14 protein-coding genes and 1 pseudogene are annotated in these 18,278 nt (G+C 72.7%); 3 read left to right on the top strand and 12 right to left on the bottom strand.

What is annotated here, in order from left to right; genetic code table 11:
* Positions 1-210 precede the first annotated feature (210 nt).
* Together IO33_RS0136325 and IO33_RS0136320 are read left to right on the top strand one after the other, a co-directional pair.
* Positions 211-1,083: a peptidoglycan recognition protein family protein gene (locus IO33_RS0136325; RefSeq protein WP_078964036.1), complete on the top strand. Its 873-nt coding sequence runs from the start codon at positions 211-213 to the stop codon at positions 1,081-1,083.
* 49 nt (positions 1,084-1,132) lie between these two features.
* Positions 1,133-1,366: a hypothetical protein gene (locus IO33_RS0136320; protein WP_031173106.1), complete on the top strand. Its 234-nt coding sequence runs from the start codon at positions 1,133-1,135 to the stop codon at positions 1,364-1,366.
* A gap of 11 nt (positions 1,367-1,377) precedes the next feature.
* On the opposite strand, the gene IO33_RS0136315 is transcribed toward IO33_RS0136320, so the two are convergent.
* The 9 genes and pseudogenes from IO33_RS0136315 to IO33_RS0136275 form a co-directional block, all read right to left on the bottom strand.
* A complete protein-coding gene (locus IO33_RS0136315) occupies positions 1,378-1,896 on the bottom strand; it encodes a DUF4240 domain-containing protein (RefSeq protein ID WP_031173104.1) in 519 nt (172 codons plus the stop codon).
* A 66-nt stretch (positions 1,897-1,962) separates the two neighbouring features.
* Positions 1,963-2,985 (bottom strand): helix-turn-helix transcriptional regulator, encoded by a 1,023-nt coding sequence (locus IO33_RS0136310; RefSeq protein ID WP_051927163.1) that lies wholly within the window; start codon positions 2,983-2,985, stop codon positions 1,963-1,965.
* Between the two features lie 106 nt (positions 2,986-3,091).
* Positions 3,092-5,794, bottom strand: a complete 2,703-nt coding sequence (gene aceE / locus IO33_RS0136305) for a pyruvate dehydrogenase (acetyl-transferring), homodimeric type (protein ID WP_031173100.1) — start codon at positions 5,792-5,794, stop codon at positions 3,092-3,094.
* A 258-nt stretch (positions 5,795-6,052) separates the two neighbouring features.
* Positions 6,053-6,676, bottom strand: a complete 624-nt coding sequence (locus tag IO33_RS0136300; protein ID WP_031173098.1) for a GntR family transcriptional regulator — start codon at positions 6,674-6,676, stop codon at positions 6,053-6,055.
* Positions 6,677-6,907: 231 nt separating this feature from the next.
* Positions 6,908-8,474 (bottom strand): annotated as a pseudogene (locus IO33_RS44775) (2-oxo acid dehydrogenase subunit E2).
* Between the two features lie 61 nt (positions 8,475-8,535).
* A complete protein-coding gene (lpdA, locus tag IO33_RS0136290) occupies positions 8,536-9,924 on the bottom strand; it encodes a dihydrolipoyl dehydrogenase (protein ID WP_031173096.1) in 1,389 nt (462 codons plus the stop codon).
* A gap of 289 nt (positions 9,925-10,213) precedes the next feature.
* Positions 10,214-11,770, bottom strand: a complete 1,557-nt coding sequence (locus tag IO33_RS0136285) for a leucyl aminopeptidase (protein ID WP_031173094.1) — start codon at positions 11,768-11,770, stop codon at positions 10,214-10,216.
* Between the two features lie 260 nt (positions 11,771-12,030).
* Positions 12,031-12,639 carry an RDD family protein gene (locus tag IO33_RS0136280; protein ID WP_245235963.1) on the bottom strand — a complete coding sequence of 203 codons (609 nt, stop codon included), beginning with the start codon at positions 12,637-12,639 and terminating at the stop codon, positions 12,031-12,033.
* Positions 12,640-12,717: 78 nt separating this feature from the next.
* A complete protein-coding gene (locus IO33_RS0136275; protein ID WP_031173089.1) occupies positions 12,718-13,503 on the bottom strand; it encodes an adenosylcobinamide-GDP ribazoletransferase in 786 nt (261 codons plus the stop codon).
* 60 nt (positions 13,504-13,563) lie between these two features.
* On the opposite strand from IO33_RS0136275, the gene IO33_RS0136270 reads away from it, so the two are divergent.
* On the top strand, positions 13,564-14,328 hold the full coding sequence (locus IO33_RS0136270) for a hypothetical protein (RefSeq protein WP_031173087.1): 765 nt from the start codon (positions 13,564-13,566) through the stop codon (positions 14,326-14,328).
* Here IO33_RS0136270 and IO33_RS51855 read toward each other — a convergent pair.
* From IO33_RS51855 to cobT, 3 genes are all read right to left on the bottom strand, one after another.
* The gene (locus IO33_RS51855) at positions 14,268-15,020 is read right to left on the bottom strand and encodes a hypothetical protein (protein WP_031173086.1); all 753 of its coding nucleotides are present in this window, start codon (positions 15,018-15,020) and stop codon (positions 14,268-14,270) included. The genes IO33_RS0136270 and IO33_RS51855 overlap by 61 nt on opposite strands.
* A 25-nt stretch (positions 15,021-15,045) precedes the next feature.
* A complete protein-coding gene (locus tag IO33_RS0136260; RefSeq protein WP_031173084.1) occupies positions 15,046-16,842 on the bottom strand; it encodes a phosphatidylglycerol lysyltransferase domain-containing protein in 1,797 nt (598 codons plus the stop codon).
* Positions 16,843-17,002: 160 nt separating this feature from the next.
* On the bottom strand, positions 17,003-18,166 hold the full coding sequence (cobT, locus tag IO33_RS0136255; RefSeq protein ID WP_037686871.1) for a nicotinate-nucleotide--dimethylbenzimidazole phosphoribosyltransferase: 1,164 nt from the start codon (positions 18,164-18,166) through the stop codon (positions 17,003-17,005).
* Positions 18,167-18,278 lie beyond the last annotated feature (112 nt).

Genomic DNA, 18,278 nt, shown 5'->3' with positions numbered 1-18,278 from the left:
AGGGAGACGGCGCCCGGGGTGTCGGAGGGCGCGGGGGTGGCCGGGGCAGCGATCGGCTCCGGGGGACCGGTGGCAGGGGTCTTCGAGGCGGCCGGGAGCCAGGGGCCCTCGGCAGCCGCCGACACCCCTGGGCCGCCGCAGCCGCCCGCGCCGCGCAAGGCGTCGCGGGCGCGGAACCGCATCCGGCGGCGGGGGCCCGGGGTGCTGCTGGTGCTGATCGGCTGTCTGCCCGCTCTGGTGGCCGTCCTCACGCTCGTGCTGTATGCCCGCGGTGCCGAGCGCCCCGAGGCGGTCCGTCTCGACCGGCCCGGGCCGGCCCGCGCCCCGGCCCACCGCGCCGCCCGCCCGCGCATCGTGCCCCGCTCGGTCTGGCTGGGCACCGCCCAGCGCACCCAGCCGCCCCCGCGCTACGACGACAAGGTGGTCGCCGTCTTCCTCCACCACACCGACTCGCCGAGCGCGTACGACTGCGCCGACGCGCCGCGCATCATCCAGCACCTGTACGCCGGCCAGACCGGCGACCGCCGCTGGGACGACATCGGCTACAACTTCCTCGTCGACCGCTGCGGCACCATCTACGAAGGCCGCGCCGGCGGCGTCGACCGGCCCGTCACCGGCGCCCACACCCTGGGCTTCAACCACCGCACGGCCGGCATCGCCGCCCTCGGCACCTTCACCGCCGGCGTCCCCGTGCCGCGGGCCATGACCGACGCGATCGCCGCCCTGACCGCCTGGAAACTCGGTCTCGCCGACGTCGACCCGCGCGCGAGCGTCCGCCTCGTGTCCAGCAGCAGCCACAGCCGCTACCGCACCGGCGCCACCGCCACCCTGCCCGCCGTCGCCGGCCACAACGCCGGGTTCATGACCAGCTGCCCCGGCGCCGCCCTCGCCGCCCGCCTCCCCGAGATCAGGGAACAGGCCGCCCGCCTCCAGGGCCGCACCGCACACCCCAGCGGCACCGCCCACCCCAGCCGCACCGCCGTCCCCGGACGCACCGCCGTCCCCGGACGCACCGCCGGCCCCGGCAGCGCCGCCGGCCACGGCCCGACCGCGCCGCCGCCCCGGCCCACAGGAACGCCATAGCCGCCACGCAGCCTCCTGAGAGCCCCGCGCCCGACCGGAGGTGGGGATCATGAAGAGCAGCCGTACCCGTACCGAAGCCGCGCAGCAGCCGTCCCGGCCGCGGACCGGGTGGCGTCCCTGGGCGGTGGTCTGCGTGGCCGCGACCGTCGTCCTCGGCCCCGCCGCGGTCACCGCGTCCGCCCTCGAACAGGCCGACGCCGCCCCGCTGCACCACGCCGTGAAAGCCGACCGGACCCCGGCCTGCCTGCCGGCCGACAGCACCCGCCGGCGCACGGCCGGCTGAGCCGGCGCCGCTCACTCCCGGAAGCGGTCCCACAGCCGGGGAAAGCGTTCGGCGAGCGCCCGCTCGTTCTCGAAGTCCAACGGCGTTCCCGCCGGCTCGGCGGGCGCCGGGGCGATCCCCAGATCGGGCGCGACCGTGCCGGTCAACTGCTCGTACGCCTCGTCCGCCGCATAGCCCAGCTCCTCGCCGTCGCCGTCGATCTCCTCGTCGAAATCGCCCAGCAGCTCGGCCAGTGCGTCCGGATCGTGCACGGCGCCCTCGTACACCTCCCGGCCCTGGCCGATCAGCCAGCAGCGGAAGAAGTCGAACGCGTCGTCGCTGGCCCCGTCCAGCAGCACCCAGGCGGCGCCCCACAGATCCCAGTGGTAGGCGCGGTTGTAGCGGGCCTCGAAGTGACGGGCGAAGTCCAGGACCAGGTCGGGGTCCAGCTGGAGCAGCCGGTCCACGAGCACGTCCGCCTGTTCCTCGGGATCGCCCTCGGCGGCCTCGCGGGTGGCGTCGATCAGCTCCCAGAACTCCGTCTCGTCCATCACGGCACCAGCATCGGGCCTTCACCGGACGGACGCACGCGGAGTGCGCCGTAGTGCGGCGGATCGTTATCCGGCGTCCGCCCCACCCTCCGCACCACCGACGGGGCCACCCTCCGTGCCGCCGTACAGCGCGGCCAGCCGGGCCGCGTTCCTCGCGAACCGCGCCCGCAGGCTCGCCGGGGCCAGCACCTCGACGTCCGCCCCGAGCGCCGTCAGCTGCGCCTGTGCGACCTCCTCGGACTCCACCGGCAGGGTCACCGTCACCCAGCCCGCCCCGTCCGGCTCGCCCACCTGGCCCAGCGCCTGACGCGCCGACACCGGGTCGACCGCGTACCGCAGCCCGCGCACGCCCTGCGGGGACAACCGTACGACCACCTCGGCACACAGCAGCGAACGCGCGAACCGCTCGGCCTGCTCGGCCCAGTGACCGGGCAGGTCGAAGTCCGGATCACGGGCGAAGCGTTCCTCCAGCGGGTCCACCGAAGTGAACCGGTCGATGCGGTACGTCCGGAACGAGCCACCGCCGGCCACCCGCGCGCACAGGTACCAGACACCCGCCTTCAGCACGAGCCCGTACGGCTCCAGCCGCCGCTCCACCTCCTCCTCGCCGCGCCGGTACCGGGCGGCGACCCGGCGGTCGTCCCACACCGCCTCCGCGACCACCGGCAGCAGCGCGGGCGGCTCCGGCTCCCGGAACCAGGCCGGCGCGTCCAGATGGAAGCGCTGCGCGGCGCTGTCCGGGGCGTCGCGCAGGGACGGCAACAGCGCGGCGGACACCTTCAACCGGGCGGCGGAGTGGGCGTCCTCCAGGCCCATCTCGCGCAGCGCCCCCGGCACCCCGCCGAGGAACAACGCCTCCGCCTCGCTCCTGGCCAGCCCCGTCAGCCGGGTCCGGTACCCGCCGACCAGCCGGTAGCCGCCGGCCCGCCCGCGGTCCGCGTACACCGGCACCCCCGCCTCCGACAGCGCCTGCGCGTCGCGCGTGACCGTCCGCTCCGACACCTCCAGCTCGCGGGCGAGCTCGGCGGCGGTCATGGACGGCCGGGACTGCAGAAGGAGGACCATTTTGATGAGCCGAGCGGCACGCATGCCCTTCATGATGCCGGGACCCCTGACATCGGCCGGGCGGGCAGCGAGAGAAAAAGAGAGAAGGGGTACGGCGGCCGCCGTACCCCTTCGTCGAACCCTGGGCCGATTACAGCCCGTACTTCTCGCGGGCCTCCTTGACCGCCGTGGCCTTCACCTCGCCGCGCCTGGCGAGCTGGGCCAGGGCCGCGACGACGATCGACGGCGCGTCGACGCCGAAGTGGCGGCGGGCGGCCTCACGGGTGTCCGACAGACCGAAGCCGTCGGCGCCCAGCGAGGACCAGTCCTGCTCGACCCACTGCGCGATCTGGTCCGGGACCTGGCGCATGTAGTCGGAGACCGCCAGCACCGGGCCCTCGGCGCCCTGCAGCGCCTGACGGACGTACGGCACCCGCTCCTCGCCGCGCAGGAGGGCGGCGTCCGCCTCCATCGCGTCCCGGCGCAGCTCGGACCAGGAGGTCGCGGACCACACGTCGGCCGCGACACCCCACTCGTCGGCGAGCATCTTCTGGGCTTCGAGGGCCCAGTGGATCGCCGTACCGGAGCTCAGCAGCTGGATGCGCGGGGCGTCGGCGGCCACGGTCACGCCCGCGGACTCCGCCGTGTTGAAGCGGTACAGGCCCTTGACGATGCCCTCGTCGATGCCGAGGCCCTGCGGCTTCGCCGGCTGCGGCAGCGGCTCGTTGTAGACCGTCAGGTAGTAGAAGACGTTCTGGTCCTCGCCCGGCTTGGCCTCGCCGTACATCCGGCGCAGACCCTCACGGACGATCACCGCGACCTCGTAGGCGAACGCGGGGTCGTAGGTGAGGGCGGCGGGGTTCGTCGCCGCGATCACCGGGGAGTGGCCGTCGGCGTGCTGGAGGCCCTCACCGGTGAGGGTCGTACGGCCCGCCGTCGCGCCGACGAGGAAGCCGCGGCCGAGCTGGTCGCCGAGCTGCCACATCTGGTCGGCGGTGCGCTGCCAGCCGAACATCGAGTAGAAGATGTAGAACGGGATCATCGCCTCGCCGTGCGTCGCGTACGCGCTGGACGCGGCGATGAAGTCGGCCATCGAACCGGCCTCGGTGATCCCCTCGTTGAGGATCTGGCCGTTCTTGGCCTCCTTGTAGTACATCAGCTGGTCGCGGTCGACCGGCTCGTACGTCTGGCCCTTGGGGGAGTAGATGCCCAGGGACGGGAAGAGGCTCTCCATGCCGAAGGTGCGCGCCTCGTCGGGGACGATCGGCACCCAGCGCTTGCCCGTCTCCTTGTCGCGGACCAGGTCCTTGACCAGGCGGACGAAGGCCATGGTGGTGGCCACGTTCTGCGAGCCGGAGCCCTTGTCGAAGGAGGTGAAGGCCTTCCCGGCGGGGGCGGGCAGCGGGGCCAGCGCGTGCGTACGGCGGGCCGGGGCCGGGCCGCCGAGGGCCGCGCGGCGCTCCTGCAGGTAGCGGACCTCGGGGGAGTCGGCGCCCGGGTGGCCGTAGGGGACCACGCCGTCGGTGAAGTCGCTGTCCTTGATCGGCAGGCCGAGCAGGTCGCGCATCGTCTTGAACTCGTCCACCGTCAGCTTCTTCATCTGGTGGTTGGCGTTCTTCGACGCGAAGCCCTCGCCGAGGGTGTGGCCCTTGACCGTCTGGGCCAGGATCACGGTCGGCGCGCCCTTGTGCTCGACGGCGGCCTTGTACGCGGCGTAGACCTTGCGGGCCTCGTGACCACCGCGCGAGAGGTGGAAGATCTCGAGGATCTTGTCGTCGCTCAGCAGCTTCGCCATCTCGGCGAGCGCCGGGTCCTTGCCGAAGAAGTCGGCGCGGATGTAGGCGGCGTCCCGGGTCTGGTACGTCTGGATCTGCGCGTCCGGTACCTCGCGCAGCCGGCGTACGAGCGCGCCGGTGGTGTCGAGCTGGAACAGCTCGTCCCAGGCCGAGCCCCACAGCGTCTTGATCACGTTCCAGCCGGCGCCGCGGAACTGGGCCTCCAGCTCCTGCACGATCTTGAAGTTGGCGCGCACCGGGCCGTCGAGGCGCTGCAGGTTGCAGTTGATGACGAAGGTGAGGTTGTCCAGCTCCTCACGGGCGGCGAGCGCGAGGGCCGCCGTCGACTCCGGCTCGTCCATCTCGCCGTCGCCCAGGAAGGCCCAGACGTGGGAGGCGGAGACGTCCTTGATGCCGCGGTTGGTGAGGTAGCGGTTGAAGCGCGCCTGGTAGATCGCGGAGAGCGGGCCGAGGCCCATCGACACCGTCGGGAACTCCCACAGCCAGGGCAGGCGCCGCGGGTGCGGGTACGACGGCAGGCCGTTGCCGCCGGACTCCTGGCGGAAGTTGTCCAGGTGGTGCTCGTTCAGCCGGCCGTCGAGGAAGGCGCGGGCGTAGATGCCGGGGGAGGCGTGGCCCTGGATGTACAACTGGTCGCCGGAGCCGTCGCCCTCCTTGCCCTTGAAGAAGTGGTTGAAGCCGGTCTCGTACAGCCAGGCGGCGGAGGCGAAGGTGGCGATGTGGCCGCCGACGCCGTACTTGCTGCCGCGGGTGACCATGGCGGCCGCGTTCCAGCGGTTCCAGGCGGTGATCCGGGTCTCCATCTCCGGGTCACCGGGCAGCGCCGGCTCCGCGGAGGTGGGGATGGTGTTGACGTAGTCCGTCTCGAGGAGCTTCGGCAGCGCGATGCCGCCCGCCTCGGCGCGCTCCAGCGTGCGCCGCATCAGGTACGCGGCGCGGTGCGGCCCGGCCTCCCTGGCGACGGCGTCGAGGGAGGCCTGCCATTCGGCGGTCTCCTCCGGGTCGCGGTCCGGGAGCTGGTCGAGCGCGCTCGGCTGGATGGCGTTGGGGTCGGTCATGTCGCCGCCTTCCTCAGTCGAAGGGGGTTCCCTCATCGGTAAGGGTTCGGGGGTGCCCTAGGTCTTTGGCAGGACAGGGCTGGACTTCGGTGGAAGTCCGTCGGCGACTGTAACTCCCTGATCGATGATCGATCAAAGGGTTGAGGGGGAAAACCTCTTGATTTGGAGAAAGTCGGCACGCGGTGCCTTCGAGGGTGGCACCGGGTGACGCCGAATGGCCTTGTTTTCGCAGGTGAGCGGGGGGATGCTCGGGTGCGATCAAGGCCGCGGGGCGCACCCCAGGACATGTGCCTTGACCAGCTCCGCGATCCGCGGATCCCGGCGCTTGAACGCCTGCACCAGCTCCTCGTGCTCCTCGGCGTACGACTGCTGCACCGTGCCCAGCCAGCGGATGGACAGGGCCGTGAACACCTCGATGCCCAGCCCCTCCCAGGTGTGCAGCAGCACCGAGTTGTCCGCGGCGCGGACCAGTTCCCGGTGGAAGCCGACCGTGTGGCGGACCTGGGCGGTGCCGTCGGCCTGGCGGTCGGCGTCGTAGAGCGCCGCCACATGCGGCTCCAGCGCCGAGCAGTCCACGGCGAGGCGCTCCGCCGCGAGTTCCGCCGCGATGGCCTCCAGCCCGGCCCGGACGGGGTAGCTCTCCTCCAGGTCCGCCGCGGTCAGATTGCGGACGCGGACGCCCTTGTTGGGGGCCGACTCGATCAGACGCAGCGACTCCAGCTCGCGCAGGGCCTCGCGCACGGGGGTCTGGCTGACCTCCAACTCGGTGGCGATCCGCCGCTCCACGATGCGCTCACCCGGCTGCCAGCGCCCGCTGACGATTCCTTCCACGATGTGCTCGCGGATCTGCTCGCGCAGCGAGTGGACGACGGGCGCGGTCATGAGGGCTCCTTAGGGAGGGCTGACGTTTAGACAATACGGCGGGTTCGCTCCGGGGGTGGAAAGTCTGGGGGCGCTTTCGCGCAGGTGAGACGAGCCTTACACGCACCGTGTGCCGACAAACACGAAACGCCCCGCCCGGAGAAGCTCCGGACGGGGCGCCGTACCACCCGACCAGGGGTGTCAGAGCCCCGGATCGACTTCGTTGAGATCCTCGGCCCGAAGGCCGCCAGGTCAGAGACCGAGCTCGACCTCGAACTCGCCCGCCTCCAGGATCGCCTTGACCGCCGTCAGGTAACGGGCCGCGTCGGCGCCGTCGACCAGACGGTGGTCGTAGGAGAGGGTCAGGTAGGTCATGTCGCGGACGCCGATGACCGTGCCCTCCGCGGTCTCGATGACGGCCGGACGCTTGACCGTGGCACCGATGCCGAGGATCGCGACCTGGCCCGGCGGCACGATGATCGTGTCGAACAGGGCACCGCGCGAACCGGTGTTGGAGATGGTGAAGGTGGCGCCGGACAGCTCGTCCGGGGTGATCTTGTTGGCGCGGACCTTGCCCGCCAGGTCGGCCGTGGCCTTGGCGATACCGGCGATGTTGAGGTCGCCGGCGCCCTTGATGACCGGGGTCATCAGGCCCTTCTCCGAGTCCACCGCGATACCGATGTTCTCGGAGTCGAAGTAGGTGATCGTGCCCTCGGCCTCGTTGATCTTGGCGTTGATGACCGGGTGGGCCTTCAGCGCCTGGGCCGCCGCCTTCACGAAGAACGGCATCGGGGAGAGCTTGACGCCCTCGCGCGCGGCGAAGGAGTCCTTGGCCTGGGCGCGCAGACGCATCAGGCGGGTGACGTCGACCTCGACGACCGACGACAGCTGGGCCTGCTCGTGCAGCGCCTTGACCATGTTGTCGCCGATGACCTTGCGGATGCGGGGCATCTTGACGGTCTGGCCGCGCAGCGGGGAGGCCTCCAGGGCGGGGGCCTTCTTCGCGGCGGGGGCGGCGGCAGCGGCCGGAGCCGGGGCGGCCGCGGCGGCCTTCGCGGCCTCGGCGGCGGCGATGACGTCCTGCTTGCGGATACGGCCGCCGACGCCGGTGCCCTGCCGGAGCCGGAGCCGGAGCGGCCGGGGCAGCGGCGGCGGGGGGCCGGGCGGCCGGAGCCGGGGCGGGGGCCGGGGCGGCCCCCGGGGCGCCGATGACGGCGAGCTTGGCGCCGACCTCGGCGGTCTCGTCCTCGTTCACCACGATCTCCAGCAGCACGCCGGAGGCGGGCGCCGGGATCTCGGTGTCGACCTTGTCCGTGGAGACCTCGAGCAGCGGCTCGTCGGCCTCGACGGAGTCACCGACCGACTTCAGCCAGCGGGTGACGGTGCCCTCGGTGACGGACTCACCGAGCGCGGGCAGGACCACGTCCGTGCCCTGGGCGCCACCGGCCGGGGCAGCCGGAGCGGCGGCGGGGGCCGGGGCGGGGGCGGCCGGGGCCTCAGCGACCGGGGCCGGGGCGGGCTCGGCGGCCGGAGCCGGAGCCTCGGCAGCGGCGGGGGCCGGGGCGGCCGCGGGGGCGCCGGTGCCGTCGTCGATGACGGCCAGCTCGGCGCCGACCTCGACCGTCTCGTCCTCGGCGACCTTGATGGAGGCCAGCACACCTGCGGCCGGCGAGGGGATCTCGGTGTCGACCTTGTCGGTCGACACCTCGAGCAGCGGCTCGTCGGCCTCGACGCGCTCGCCCTCGGCCTTCAGCCAGCGGGTGACAGTGCCCTCGGTGACGCTCTCACCGAGCGCCGGAAGGGTTACGGAAACCGCCATGGTTTCGGTTGCTCCTAACGAATTGCGGAAGTCTGTGTCGTCGCGCCCGTAGACCGAAGGCTCAGTCGTGGGAGTGCAGCGGCTTGCCGGCCAGCGCCAGGTGCGCCTCGCCGAGCGCCTCGTTCTGCGTCGGGTGGGCGTGGATGAGCTGGGCGACCTCGGCCGGCAGCGCTTCCCAGTTGTAGATCAGCTGGGCCTCGCCGACCTGCTCGCCCATGCGGTCGCCGACCATGTGGACGCCGACCACGGCACCGTCCTTGACCTGGACGAGCTTGATCTCGCCCGCGGTCTTCAGGATCTTGCTCTTGCCGTTGCCCGCCAGGTTGTACTTCAGAGCGACGACCTTGTCCGCGCCGTAGATCTCCTTGGCCTTGGCCTCGGTGATGCCGACGGAGGCGACCTCCGGGTGGCAGTACGTCACCCGCGGGACACCGTCGTAGTCGATCGGGACGGTCTTCAGACCGGCCAGACGCTCCGCCACCAGGATGCCCTCGGCGAAGCCGACGTGCGCGAGCTGGAGCGTCGGGACGAGGTCACCGACCGCGGAGATGGTCGGGACGTTGGTGCGCATGTACTCGTCGACGAGGACGTAACCGCGGTCCATGGCGACCCCGGCCTCCTCGTAGCCCAGGCCCTGCGAGACCGGGCCGCGGCCGACGGCGACGAGGAGGACCTCGGCCTCGAACTCCTTGCCGTCCGCCAGGGTGACCTTCACGCCGTCCTGGGTGTACTCGGCCTTCTGGAAGAAGGTGCCGAGGTTGAACTTGATGCCGCGCTTGCGGAACGCGCGCTCAAGAAGCTTCGAAGAGTTCTCGTCCTCGACCGGGACGAGGTGCTTCAGGCCCTCGATGACCGTGACGTCGGCCCCGAAGGACTTCCACGCCGAGGCGAACTCGACGCCGATGACACCGCCGCCCAGGATGATCGCGGACTTCGGCACGCGGTCCAGGACGAGGGCGTGGTCGGAGGAGATGATCCGGTTGCCGTCGATCTCCAGGCCCGGCAGCGACTTCGGCACGGAGCCGGTCGCCAGCAGGACGTGGCGGCCCTGGACGCGCCGGCCGTTGACGTCGACGGAGGTGGGGGAGGACAGGCGCCCCTCGCCCTCGATGTACGTCACCTTCCGGGAGGCGACGAGGCCCTGGAGACCCTTGTACAAGCCCGAGATCACGTCGTCCTTGTACTTGTGGACGGCCGGGACGTCGATGCCCTCGAAGGTCGCCTTCACGCCGAACTGCTCGCTCTCGCGAGCCTGGTCGGCGATCTCGCCCGCGTGCAGCAGGGCCTTGGTGGGGATGCAACCCCGGTGCAGGCAGGTGCCGCCGACCTTGTCCTTCTCGATCAGGGCGACGTCCAGGCCCAGCTGCGCCCCGCGCAGGGCCGCGGCGTAACCACCGCTACCACCGCCGAGGATCACTAGGTCGAAAACGGTGCTGGCGTCGTTCGCCACGTCACGTCCTCCATGCATGTGCGCCTTGCGCCGGTCTTCGATGACCGGCGGGCGGCTGGTGTCCGGCCGCTTGATGCTTCGGCCCTTCGGTGGGGCCCTGTCCTGCCGGGCTCCATCTTTGCACTTGTTCGAGGCGGACGAGACGCCGGGCTGGAGTGTGAGACACCCCACGCTCACGTGAAAAGGGGGCTCGGGGCAGCCGGTCCAGGGGCGTGGGGAACTGCGCGACCAGCCCCCACGCCCCCGCGGTCGCCGCACAAGCGAGGCGACCCGAGCCGGTAGGCGAACGTCAGCCCAGGTCACCCGCGGCCGTGAGCTCCGCCAGCCGGACCAGCGTCCGTACCGCAGAACCCGTGCCGCCCTTGGGCGTGTACCCGAACGGACCGCCCTCGTTGAACGCCGGGCCGGCGATGTCCAGGTGCGCCCACGTGATGTCCTCGCCCACGAACTCGCGCAGGAAGAGCCCGGCGACCAGGCCGCCGCCCATCCGCTCACCCATGTTCGCGATGTCGGCGACCTGGGACTCCATGCCCTTGCGCAGGTGCTCCGGCAGCGGCATCGGCCAGGCCGGCTCGCCGACCTCCTCCGCCGCCTCGTGCACCGCGGAGCGGAACGCGTCGTCGTTGGCCATGACGCCGAACGTCCGGCTGCCGAGCGCCAGCATCATCGCGCCGGTCAGCGTGGCGACGTCCACGATCGCGTCCGGGTTCTCCAGCGAGGCCGCCCACAGCGCGTCGGCGAGGACCAGCCGGCCCTCGGCGTCGGTGTTGAGGACCTCGACGGTCTTGCCGCTGTACATGCGCAGCACGTCACCCGGGCGCACCGCGGAGCCGGACGGCATGTTCTCGGCCAGCGCCAGCCAGCCGGTGACGTTGACCTCCAGGCCGAGCCGCGCGGCGGCGACGACGGCGGCGAACACGGCGGCGGCACCGCTCATGTCGCACTTCATCGTCTCGTTGTGCCCGGCCGGCTTCAGCGAGATGCCGCCCGAGTCGTAGGTGATGCCCTTGCCGACGTACGCGAGGTGCTTCTCCGCCTTCGGGTGGGTGTACGACAGCTTCACCAGGCGCGGGGTGGCCGCCGAGCCGCCGCCGACGCCGAGGATGCCGCCGTAGCCGCCCTTGACCAGGGCCTTGTCGTCGAGCACCTGCACCTTGATGCCGTGCTCCTTGGCCGCGGCCTGCGCGATGCCGGCGAAGATCGCGGGGGTGAGGTCGTTCGGCGGGGTGTTGATCAGGTCGCGGGCGCGGTTCAGCTCCTCGGTGACCGCGACGGCGCGGGCGACGGCCCCCTTGTGGGCGGCGTCGCGGGGCTTGCCGCCGAGCAGCGAGGCCTCGGCCAGCGGCGCCTTGCCGTTCTTGGCCCTGGCGCCGTTCTTCGCCTGGCCGTTCTCCTTGTAGACGTCGAAGGAGTACGCGCCGAGCAGCACGCCCTCGGCGATCGCGCCGAGGGCGCCCGCGCCGTCGACGGGCAGGGCGAACGCGGCCTTCTTCGAACCGGCCAGCGCCCGGGCCGCCACACCGGCGGCCTTGCGCAGCGCCTCGGTGTCGTAGCCGGCGTCGGCGTCCTTGGGGTCGGGCTCCGTGCCCAGGCCGACCGCCACCACGAGCGGTGCCTTGAAGCCGGCCGGAGCGGGCAGCTTCGTCAGCTCGCCCTCGGCACCCGAGGCGCCGAGGGTCTCCAGGACGCCGGCCAGCTTGCCGTCGTACGCCTTGTCCACGGCCTCGGCGCCCGGCGCTACGACGAGGTCCCCAGACCTGGGTCCAGCGCCCTTGGCGACACCGATCACGATCGCGTCGGCCCGCAGGCCTGGCGCCGCGGCGGTGCTGAGAGTCAGAGCAGTCACGGTGGTGAAATCTCGCTTCCGATGTGAAGTTGCTGTGGCCGAAGTGGGGTGGGTCGACCGGGCCCGAGAGCCGACCCTAGGTCCATGCCTGGGCGCAGGTGGCAACCGGGGCCTTCACCCTGTCGGCGAACACCCGGGACGAGACTACGCGCGTGAGCGCGTTCGCTCATTCCTTCGGGTGTTCACCCGCGTGTGGCGTCGTGGCCACTTCTGGCTCCTCCGGGCCGGGGAACGAGCCATAGTCCGGCGCGTGCCGGCGCTCAGCCCAGGGGCACGCGTTCCATCGGGACGGACCCCGCGCGCCGGAACGCGCCCTCCACCGAGGTGCCGGCCAGCCGGTCGGCGAGGGAGCGGCGGCCGGGGAAGAGCACGGTCAGCGCGTTGACCAGGAGCAGCACCACCGCGACCGCCCACACCAGCACCGAGAGCGCGAAGTGACCCTCGATCAGCAGCACACAGGCCAGCGCGTACACCGCGACGTCGGCGGCGGTGGTGACGGCGGCGCGGCGCAGGGCGTGCCGGGACAGCCGCGGGGTGACGCGCAGGCCGAGCAGGCCCTTGCCGAGGGTGCGGCCGAGCCAGGTGAGGCAGGCCCACTGGTAGAGGAAGGTGACGACGACGAGGGCGCCGAAGGCCTCCTCGACGTCCAGCACCACCTTGTCCCACAGGGACAGCCCGAGGTGTTCGGAGGCGCCGATGACGTCACCGCGCGAGGTGACGAGGTCGAGACCGCCCTTCGTGGCCAGTTCCGGTACGTCGGTCACCAGTGCGCTGACTCTGTGGAAGGTGAGGACGGCGAGCAGCGTGGCCGCCGCGACGATCAGTGCGAAGTCTATGGACCAGGCCAGGGTGCGGCGCAGCTTCAACACGGAGTTCCCCCGATCATGCTTTCTTGTCCGTGTACGGGCCAAGAGCTTAGCGCCGCCGGGGGAGGCGCTGGCGCGCTTTCAGCCGCCCAGCGCCAGGACCACGAGCGAGGCCGTCGCGGCCGTCTCCTCCAGCGCGCCGAAGACGTCCCCGGTGACTCCGCCGAAGCGGTTCACGCAGCGGCGCAGCAGGAGTTCGGCCGCCGCCAGGGCCAGCGGTACCGCGGCCGCCGCGCGCAGGGCGCCGTACGGGCCGAAAGTCCAGCCCCAGGCGGCCGAACCGAGCGTGACCGCCGCCGCCACGGCCCCCGCCCCCGCCACCGGTACGACCCCCGCCACCGCCGCCCCCAGCCCTTCCGGGCGGGCGGCCGGCACGCCGGTGCGGGCGGCCGAGGTGAGGGCGAGCCGGGCGGTGACCGCCGAGGTCACGGCCGCCGCGGCACCCCGGGCCCACGAGTCGCCGTACAGCTGTGCCAGTACGGCGACCTGGGCCAGCAGCGTCAGGACCAGGGTGATCACGCCGAACGGGCCGATGTCCGACTGCTTCATGATCCGCAGCGCGTCCTCCGCGGGTTTGCCGCTGCCCAGGCCGTCGGCGGTGTCGGCGAGACCGTCGAGGTGCAGACCGCGGGTCAGGGCGGCGGGTACGGCGACCGAGGCGACGGCGGCGGGCAGCGGGCCGGCGCCCAGGAGGAGGAGCAGCAGCCCGAGTCCGGCGGCGCAGGCGCCCACGGCCAGCCCGGCGACGGGCGCGCCCAGCATGCCGCCGCGTGCGGCCCCCCGGTCCCAGCGGCGCACCCGGACGGGCAGCACGGTGAGGGTGCCGAAGGCGAAGCGGAGGCCGTCGAGAGGGGAGGACTTGAGCACCGGCGAAGGTTACCCGGCGGTCCTGGAGCCGCCGTTCGTACCCAGGGATAAGGTGCGCATATGGGGCACTGGTGGGAACGGAACATCGTCGAACCGGGCAAACTCCCGCTGCTGCTCGCCCTCGCCGCCTTCCTGCTGACCTTCGTGATCACCCGGGTGATCACCCGGCTGATCCGGACCGGCAAGGGCCCCTTCGGCGACGTCAAGGCAGGCGGAGTGCACATCCACCACGTCGTCCCCGGCGTCGTCCTCACCTTGGTCGGCGGATTCGGCGCGGTGGCCAGCGACCGGCACGGGACGGGCGGGGTCGTCGCCGCCGTCCTGTTCGGGATGGGGGCCGGCCTGGTGCTGGACGAGTTCGCGCTGATCCTGCACCTGGACGACGTCTACTGGACCGAGGAGGGCCGCAAGAGCGTCGAGGCCGTCGTGCTCACCGCCGCGCTCGTCGGGCTGCTGCTCGCCGGGTTCGCCCCCTTCGGCGTCAACGACCTGACCCGGCAGGAGCTGCAGGACCGCGGCGGCGCCCTCAGCACCATCGCCATGAACTTCCTCTTCGCGCTCGTCGCCCTGAGCAAGGGCAAGGTGCGCGTCGCGGTCTTCGGGGCGATCGTGCCGCTGGTCGCGCTCGTCGGCGCGGTCCGGCTCGCCCGCCCCGGCTCCCCGTGGGCCCGCCGCTTCTACGGCAACCGGCCCCGCGCCCGCGCCAGGGCCGTCCTGCGCGCCTACCGCCACGACCGCCGCTGGGCCGCGCCGCGCCGCGTCGTTCAGGACTGGATCGGCGGCAAGCCCGACCCGCGCCCGGCCCGGCTGCCCGGCGGCCGCTGACCGCGCCGCAGCACGCGGTCGCCGGCGCGCCGCAGGCCGTGCCCGCGGCGGTGCCGCAGCGCCACCGCGAGGCACAGCAGCCCCACGGCCATCAGCGCGGCCAGATGCTCCTTGCCCGCCAGGTTCTCCTTGAGCAGCACCTCGACCACCATCGCCAGGGTCACCGCGCCCGCCGTGAGGTAGGCGCCGTACCGCCAGCTCACGAACACGGCGAGCCCCACCACGGCCGCCGACGGACCGGTGTCCACCACCTGCGCGTCCGTCCACGGCAGCCCGAACGGGGCGTGTGCGCCGAGCGTGATGCCGATACGCGCGTACAGCGTCCCGGCGACCGTGGCGACGTACGCGAGGACCAGCGTCCGCCACCAGCCGATGCACACCTCGGCGATCCCGAACACCAGCAGGATCTGCGCCAGCGCACCCCACACCGGCAGATCCAGCGCCGGCACGAACAGCGACAGGGGGGTGCGCAGCAGGGCCAGCCACAGCGGGTCCTCGGCCCGTACCGCGCCCGCGTTCTGCACGAACTGGTAGCCCCACGGCTGGTTCTGCACGTACTGGAGCAAGGCCGTCAGACACACCGCCCCGGCGGTCATCGGGATCGCCCGCAGCCGTCGCTTCAGCAGGGCCTCCCGCGCGGTGACGTACAGCAGGCCCCACTCCTCACGGGCCCAGCGGGCGAGCGTTCTCATCAACCGTTCCTCATCCCCCGTGTGGTCATCTGCGCGTGCCCAGGTGCCTGCGGTGCAGCCACTTGGGCAGCCCCGGCGCCTCCAGGAAGCCCTCCGCGCGGGCCGACGCGAGGCCGATGCGCAGCAGGTCCGCGCTCTTCTCGAAGAGCAGGAACCGCGGCTCCCAGATGGGCCGGTACTTTGCGTTGGCGCGGTACAGCGACTCGATCTGCCACCAGCGCGAGAAGAAGCTGAGCAGCGACCGCCACAGCCTCAGCACCGGTCCAGCACCGAGGCGCGCGCCACGTTCGAAGACCGAACGGAACATCGCGAAGTTGAGTGACACCTGCGTGATCTCGATCTCGCGGGCCCGCCGCAGCAGTTCGAGGACCATGAACTCCATCAGCCCGTTCTCGGCGTGCCGGTCGCGGCGCATCAGGTCCAGGGACAGCCCGTGCGGGCCCCACGGCACGAAGGACAGCAGCGCGCGCAGCCGGCCCCCGGCGTCGGTGCACTCCAGCAGCACGCACCGCCCGTCCGCGGGGTCCCCGAGCCGGCCCAGCGCCATGCTGAACCCGCGCTCGGTCGCCCCGTCCCGCCAGTCGTCCGCGCGCTCGACGAGATACGCCATCTCGTCCGCCGGGATGTCCTCGTGGCGCCGGATCCGCACCTCGTACCCGGCCCGCCCGACCCGGTTGTGCGCCTGCCGGACCGTCCGCATCGCCCGGCCCTCCAGCGTGAAGTCGGCGACCTCCACGATCGCCTCGTCACCGAGCTCCAGGGCGTCGAGCCCGTGCCGGGCGTAGACCGTGCCCGCCTCCTCGCCCGCCCCCATCACGGCCGGGATCCACCCGTGCGCCCGTGCCTCGGCCAGCCACGGCCCGATCGCGCCCGGCCACGCCTCGGGATCCCCGAGCGGATCACCGGAGGCCAGGCTCACCCCGCCGACCACCCGGTAGGCGACGGCCGCCTTCCCGGTCGGCGACCACACCACGCTCTTCTCCCGGCGCAGCGCGAAGTAGCCCAGCGAGTCCCGCTCGCCGTGCCGCTCCAGCAGCGCCCGCAGCCGCTTCTCGTCGTCCTCGGTCAGCGGGTCGACGGCGCGCCGGGAGCGGAAGGCGGCGTAGAGCACGGCGAGGACGAGGGCCGTGCTGAGCACGTTGACGGCGACGTTGGCCCAGTTCGGCGGGTCGATCCCCTGGAAGCGGGACTCCTCGGCGGCCACCGACACCAGGCGCAGGGTGCCGTAGTGCCAGCGCTCCGGAAAGGTCGAACGGGCCGCGTCCGGCGCCTGGTTGGTGACGGTCACCAGCACCCCGGCGAGCAGGCTGGCCGCGAGCCCGCCGCCGACGGCGACGGTCGCGGCCAGCCGCGGGTTGGACCGGTCGCCCCTGGCGTAGAACTCCCGGCGGCCCACGAGCAGCGCGGCGACGAACGCGGCCGTGAGGACCAGCGAGATCCAGTTCTGCGCGTACCGCCGGATGTCCGGGAACGCCATGGCGAGCGCGAACAGGGCCAGGAAGGAGCCGCTGAGCACGAGGTTGAGGATCCATGCGGCCCGCTTCCTGCGCCGCATGGTGATCGCCAGGAAGGCGGTGAACACGCCGGAGGCGAAGCCGGCCGTCAGCAGGTACGGCGTGAAGAAGTCGTCCTGGTTGTGGCGGCGTACGTCCTGGCCGAGCGAGACCCAGACCGCGCTGAGGAAGTTGATGAAGGCGACGGTCCGCAGATACCAGACGGCGAAGGCTGCGGCCCGCCGGGAGGCCCCGGTGGACCGCCGCCCCTCCTCGCCCGGGCGCCCCGGCTCGGCATGCTGCAGCACCGCAATTCGGGCATCTCCCATGGGGCAGGATGATATGGGTGCTGCCCGGGCCAACCGTACTTTTCCGGACTCTGTGGCGTGCGCGCTGTCGCGCGGCCGACCCGGCCGGCAACTCCGTTCCGCCGCACGGGTGCTCGGTCGCGGCGGTGGAGCCCGGCCGTCCGGACCGGCCGAAACCCGCCTACTCCTTGGTGTCTTCCGGCTCCTTCCCGGACGCGTCTCCCGGCTCCTCCTGGGAGGCCGCCCCCGGCTCCTCCTTCCCGGAAGCCTTCTCCGGCTCCTCCCCGGAAGCCTCCTCCGGGCCCTTCTCGGGAAGCTCCGCCGCCAGCGCCGCCGCGGCCCGGACCAACGGCAGTGCCAGCAGCGCCCCGACGCCCTCGCCGACCTTCACGCCCTGCGCCAGCAGCGGCTCCAGGGCCATCCGGTCCAGCGCCTTCGCCTGCCCCGGCTCCCCGCTGTCGTGCCCGGCCAGCCACCAGTCCGGCGCCCGGAAGGCGACCCGCTGCGCGACCAGCGCGCAGGCGGCGGCCACCACGCCGTCCAGGATCACCGGCAGCTTCCGCACCGCGCACTGCAGCAGGAAGCCGGTCATCGCCGCGAGGTCCGCGCCGCCCACGGTCGCCAGCAGCTGCAGCTGGTCGCCGAGCACCGGCCGTGCCCGCCGCAGCGCGTCCCGGATCGCCGCACACTTGCGCATCCACGCCAGGTCGTCGATCGCGAGCCCGCCCCGGCCGGTCACCACCGACGCGTCGGTCCCGCACAGCGCGGCGATCAGCACCGCCGCGGCCGTGGTCCCGCCCACGCTGATGTCGCCGAGCACCACCAGATCCGTACCCGAGTCGGCCTCCTCGTCGGCGACGGCCACGCCCGCGCGCAGCGCCGCCTCGGCCTCCTCCAGGGTGAGCGCGTCCTCGATGTCGATACGGCCGCTGCCGCGCCGCACCCGGTGCCGTACGACGTCCTGGGGGAAGGTGTCGGGCGCGCAGTCCAGGGCCATGTCCACGATCCGTACGGGCACCTCCTGCCGCCGCGCGAGCACGGACACCGGGCTGGCGCCCTCCAGCACCGCCCGCACCAGCCGCTCCGCACCGCCCGCGGGACGCGCCGAGACGCCCAGCTCGGCGACCCCGTGGTCACCGGCGAAGAGGATCACCCGCGGCCGCTCCACGGTCCGGACCGGTACCGCGCTCTGCGCGGCGGCCAGCCACTCGCCCAGCTCGTCGAGGCGTCCCAGCGCCCCGGGCGGCACGATCTGGCGCTCCCGCAGGGCCTCGGCGTCACGGCGCACGCCCCCGTCCGGGCGCTCGATCAGATCGGTGAAGTCGTCCAGATTAAGCCTGCTCATTCGCCGAACAGTACCGCCAGAGAACGAACGCTTCCGTGCCACATCGCCACCACACCCCGCCGACGTCATTGCACCCAAGATCAGGATCCCATACGTTCCGGTTTGCAGCGGA

Source organism: Streptomyces durhamensis (assembly GCF_000725475.1).
Lineage (GTDB): Bacteria > Actinomycetota > Actinomycetes > Streptomycetales > Streptomycetaceae > Streptomyces > Streptomyces filipinensis.
The sequence above is the reverse complement of the archived record's forward strand: the minus strand, read 5'-3'. Positions and strand labels throughout refer to the sequence as shown.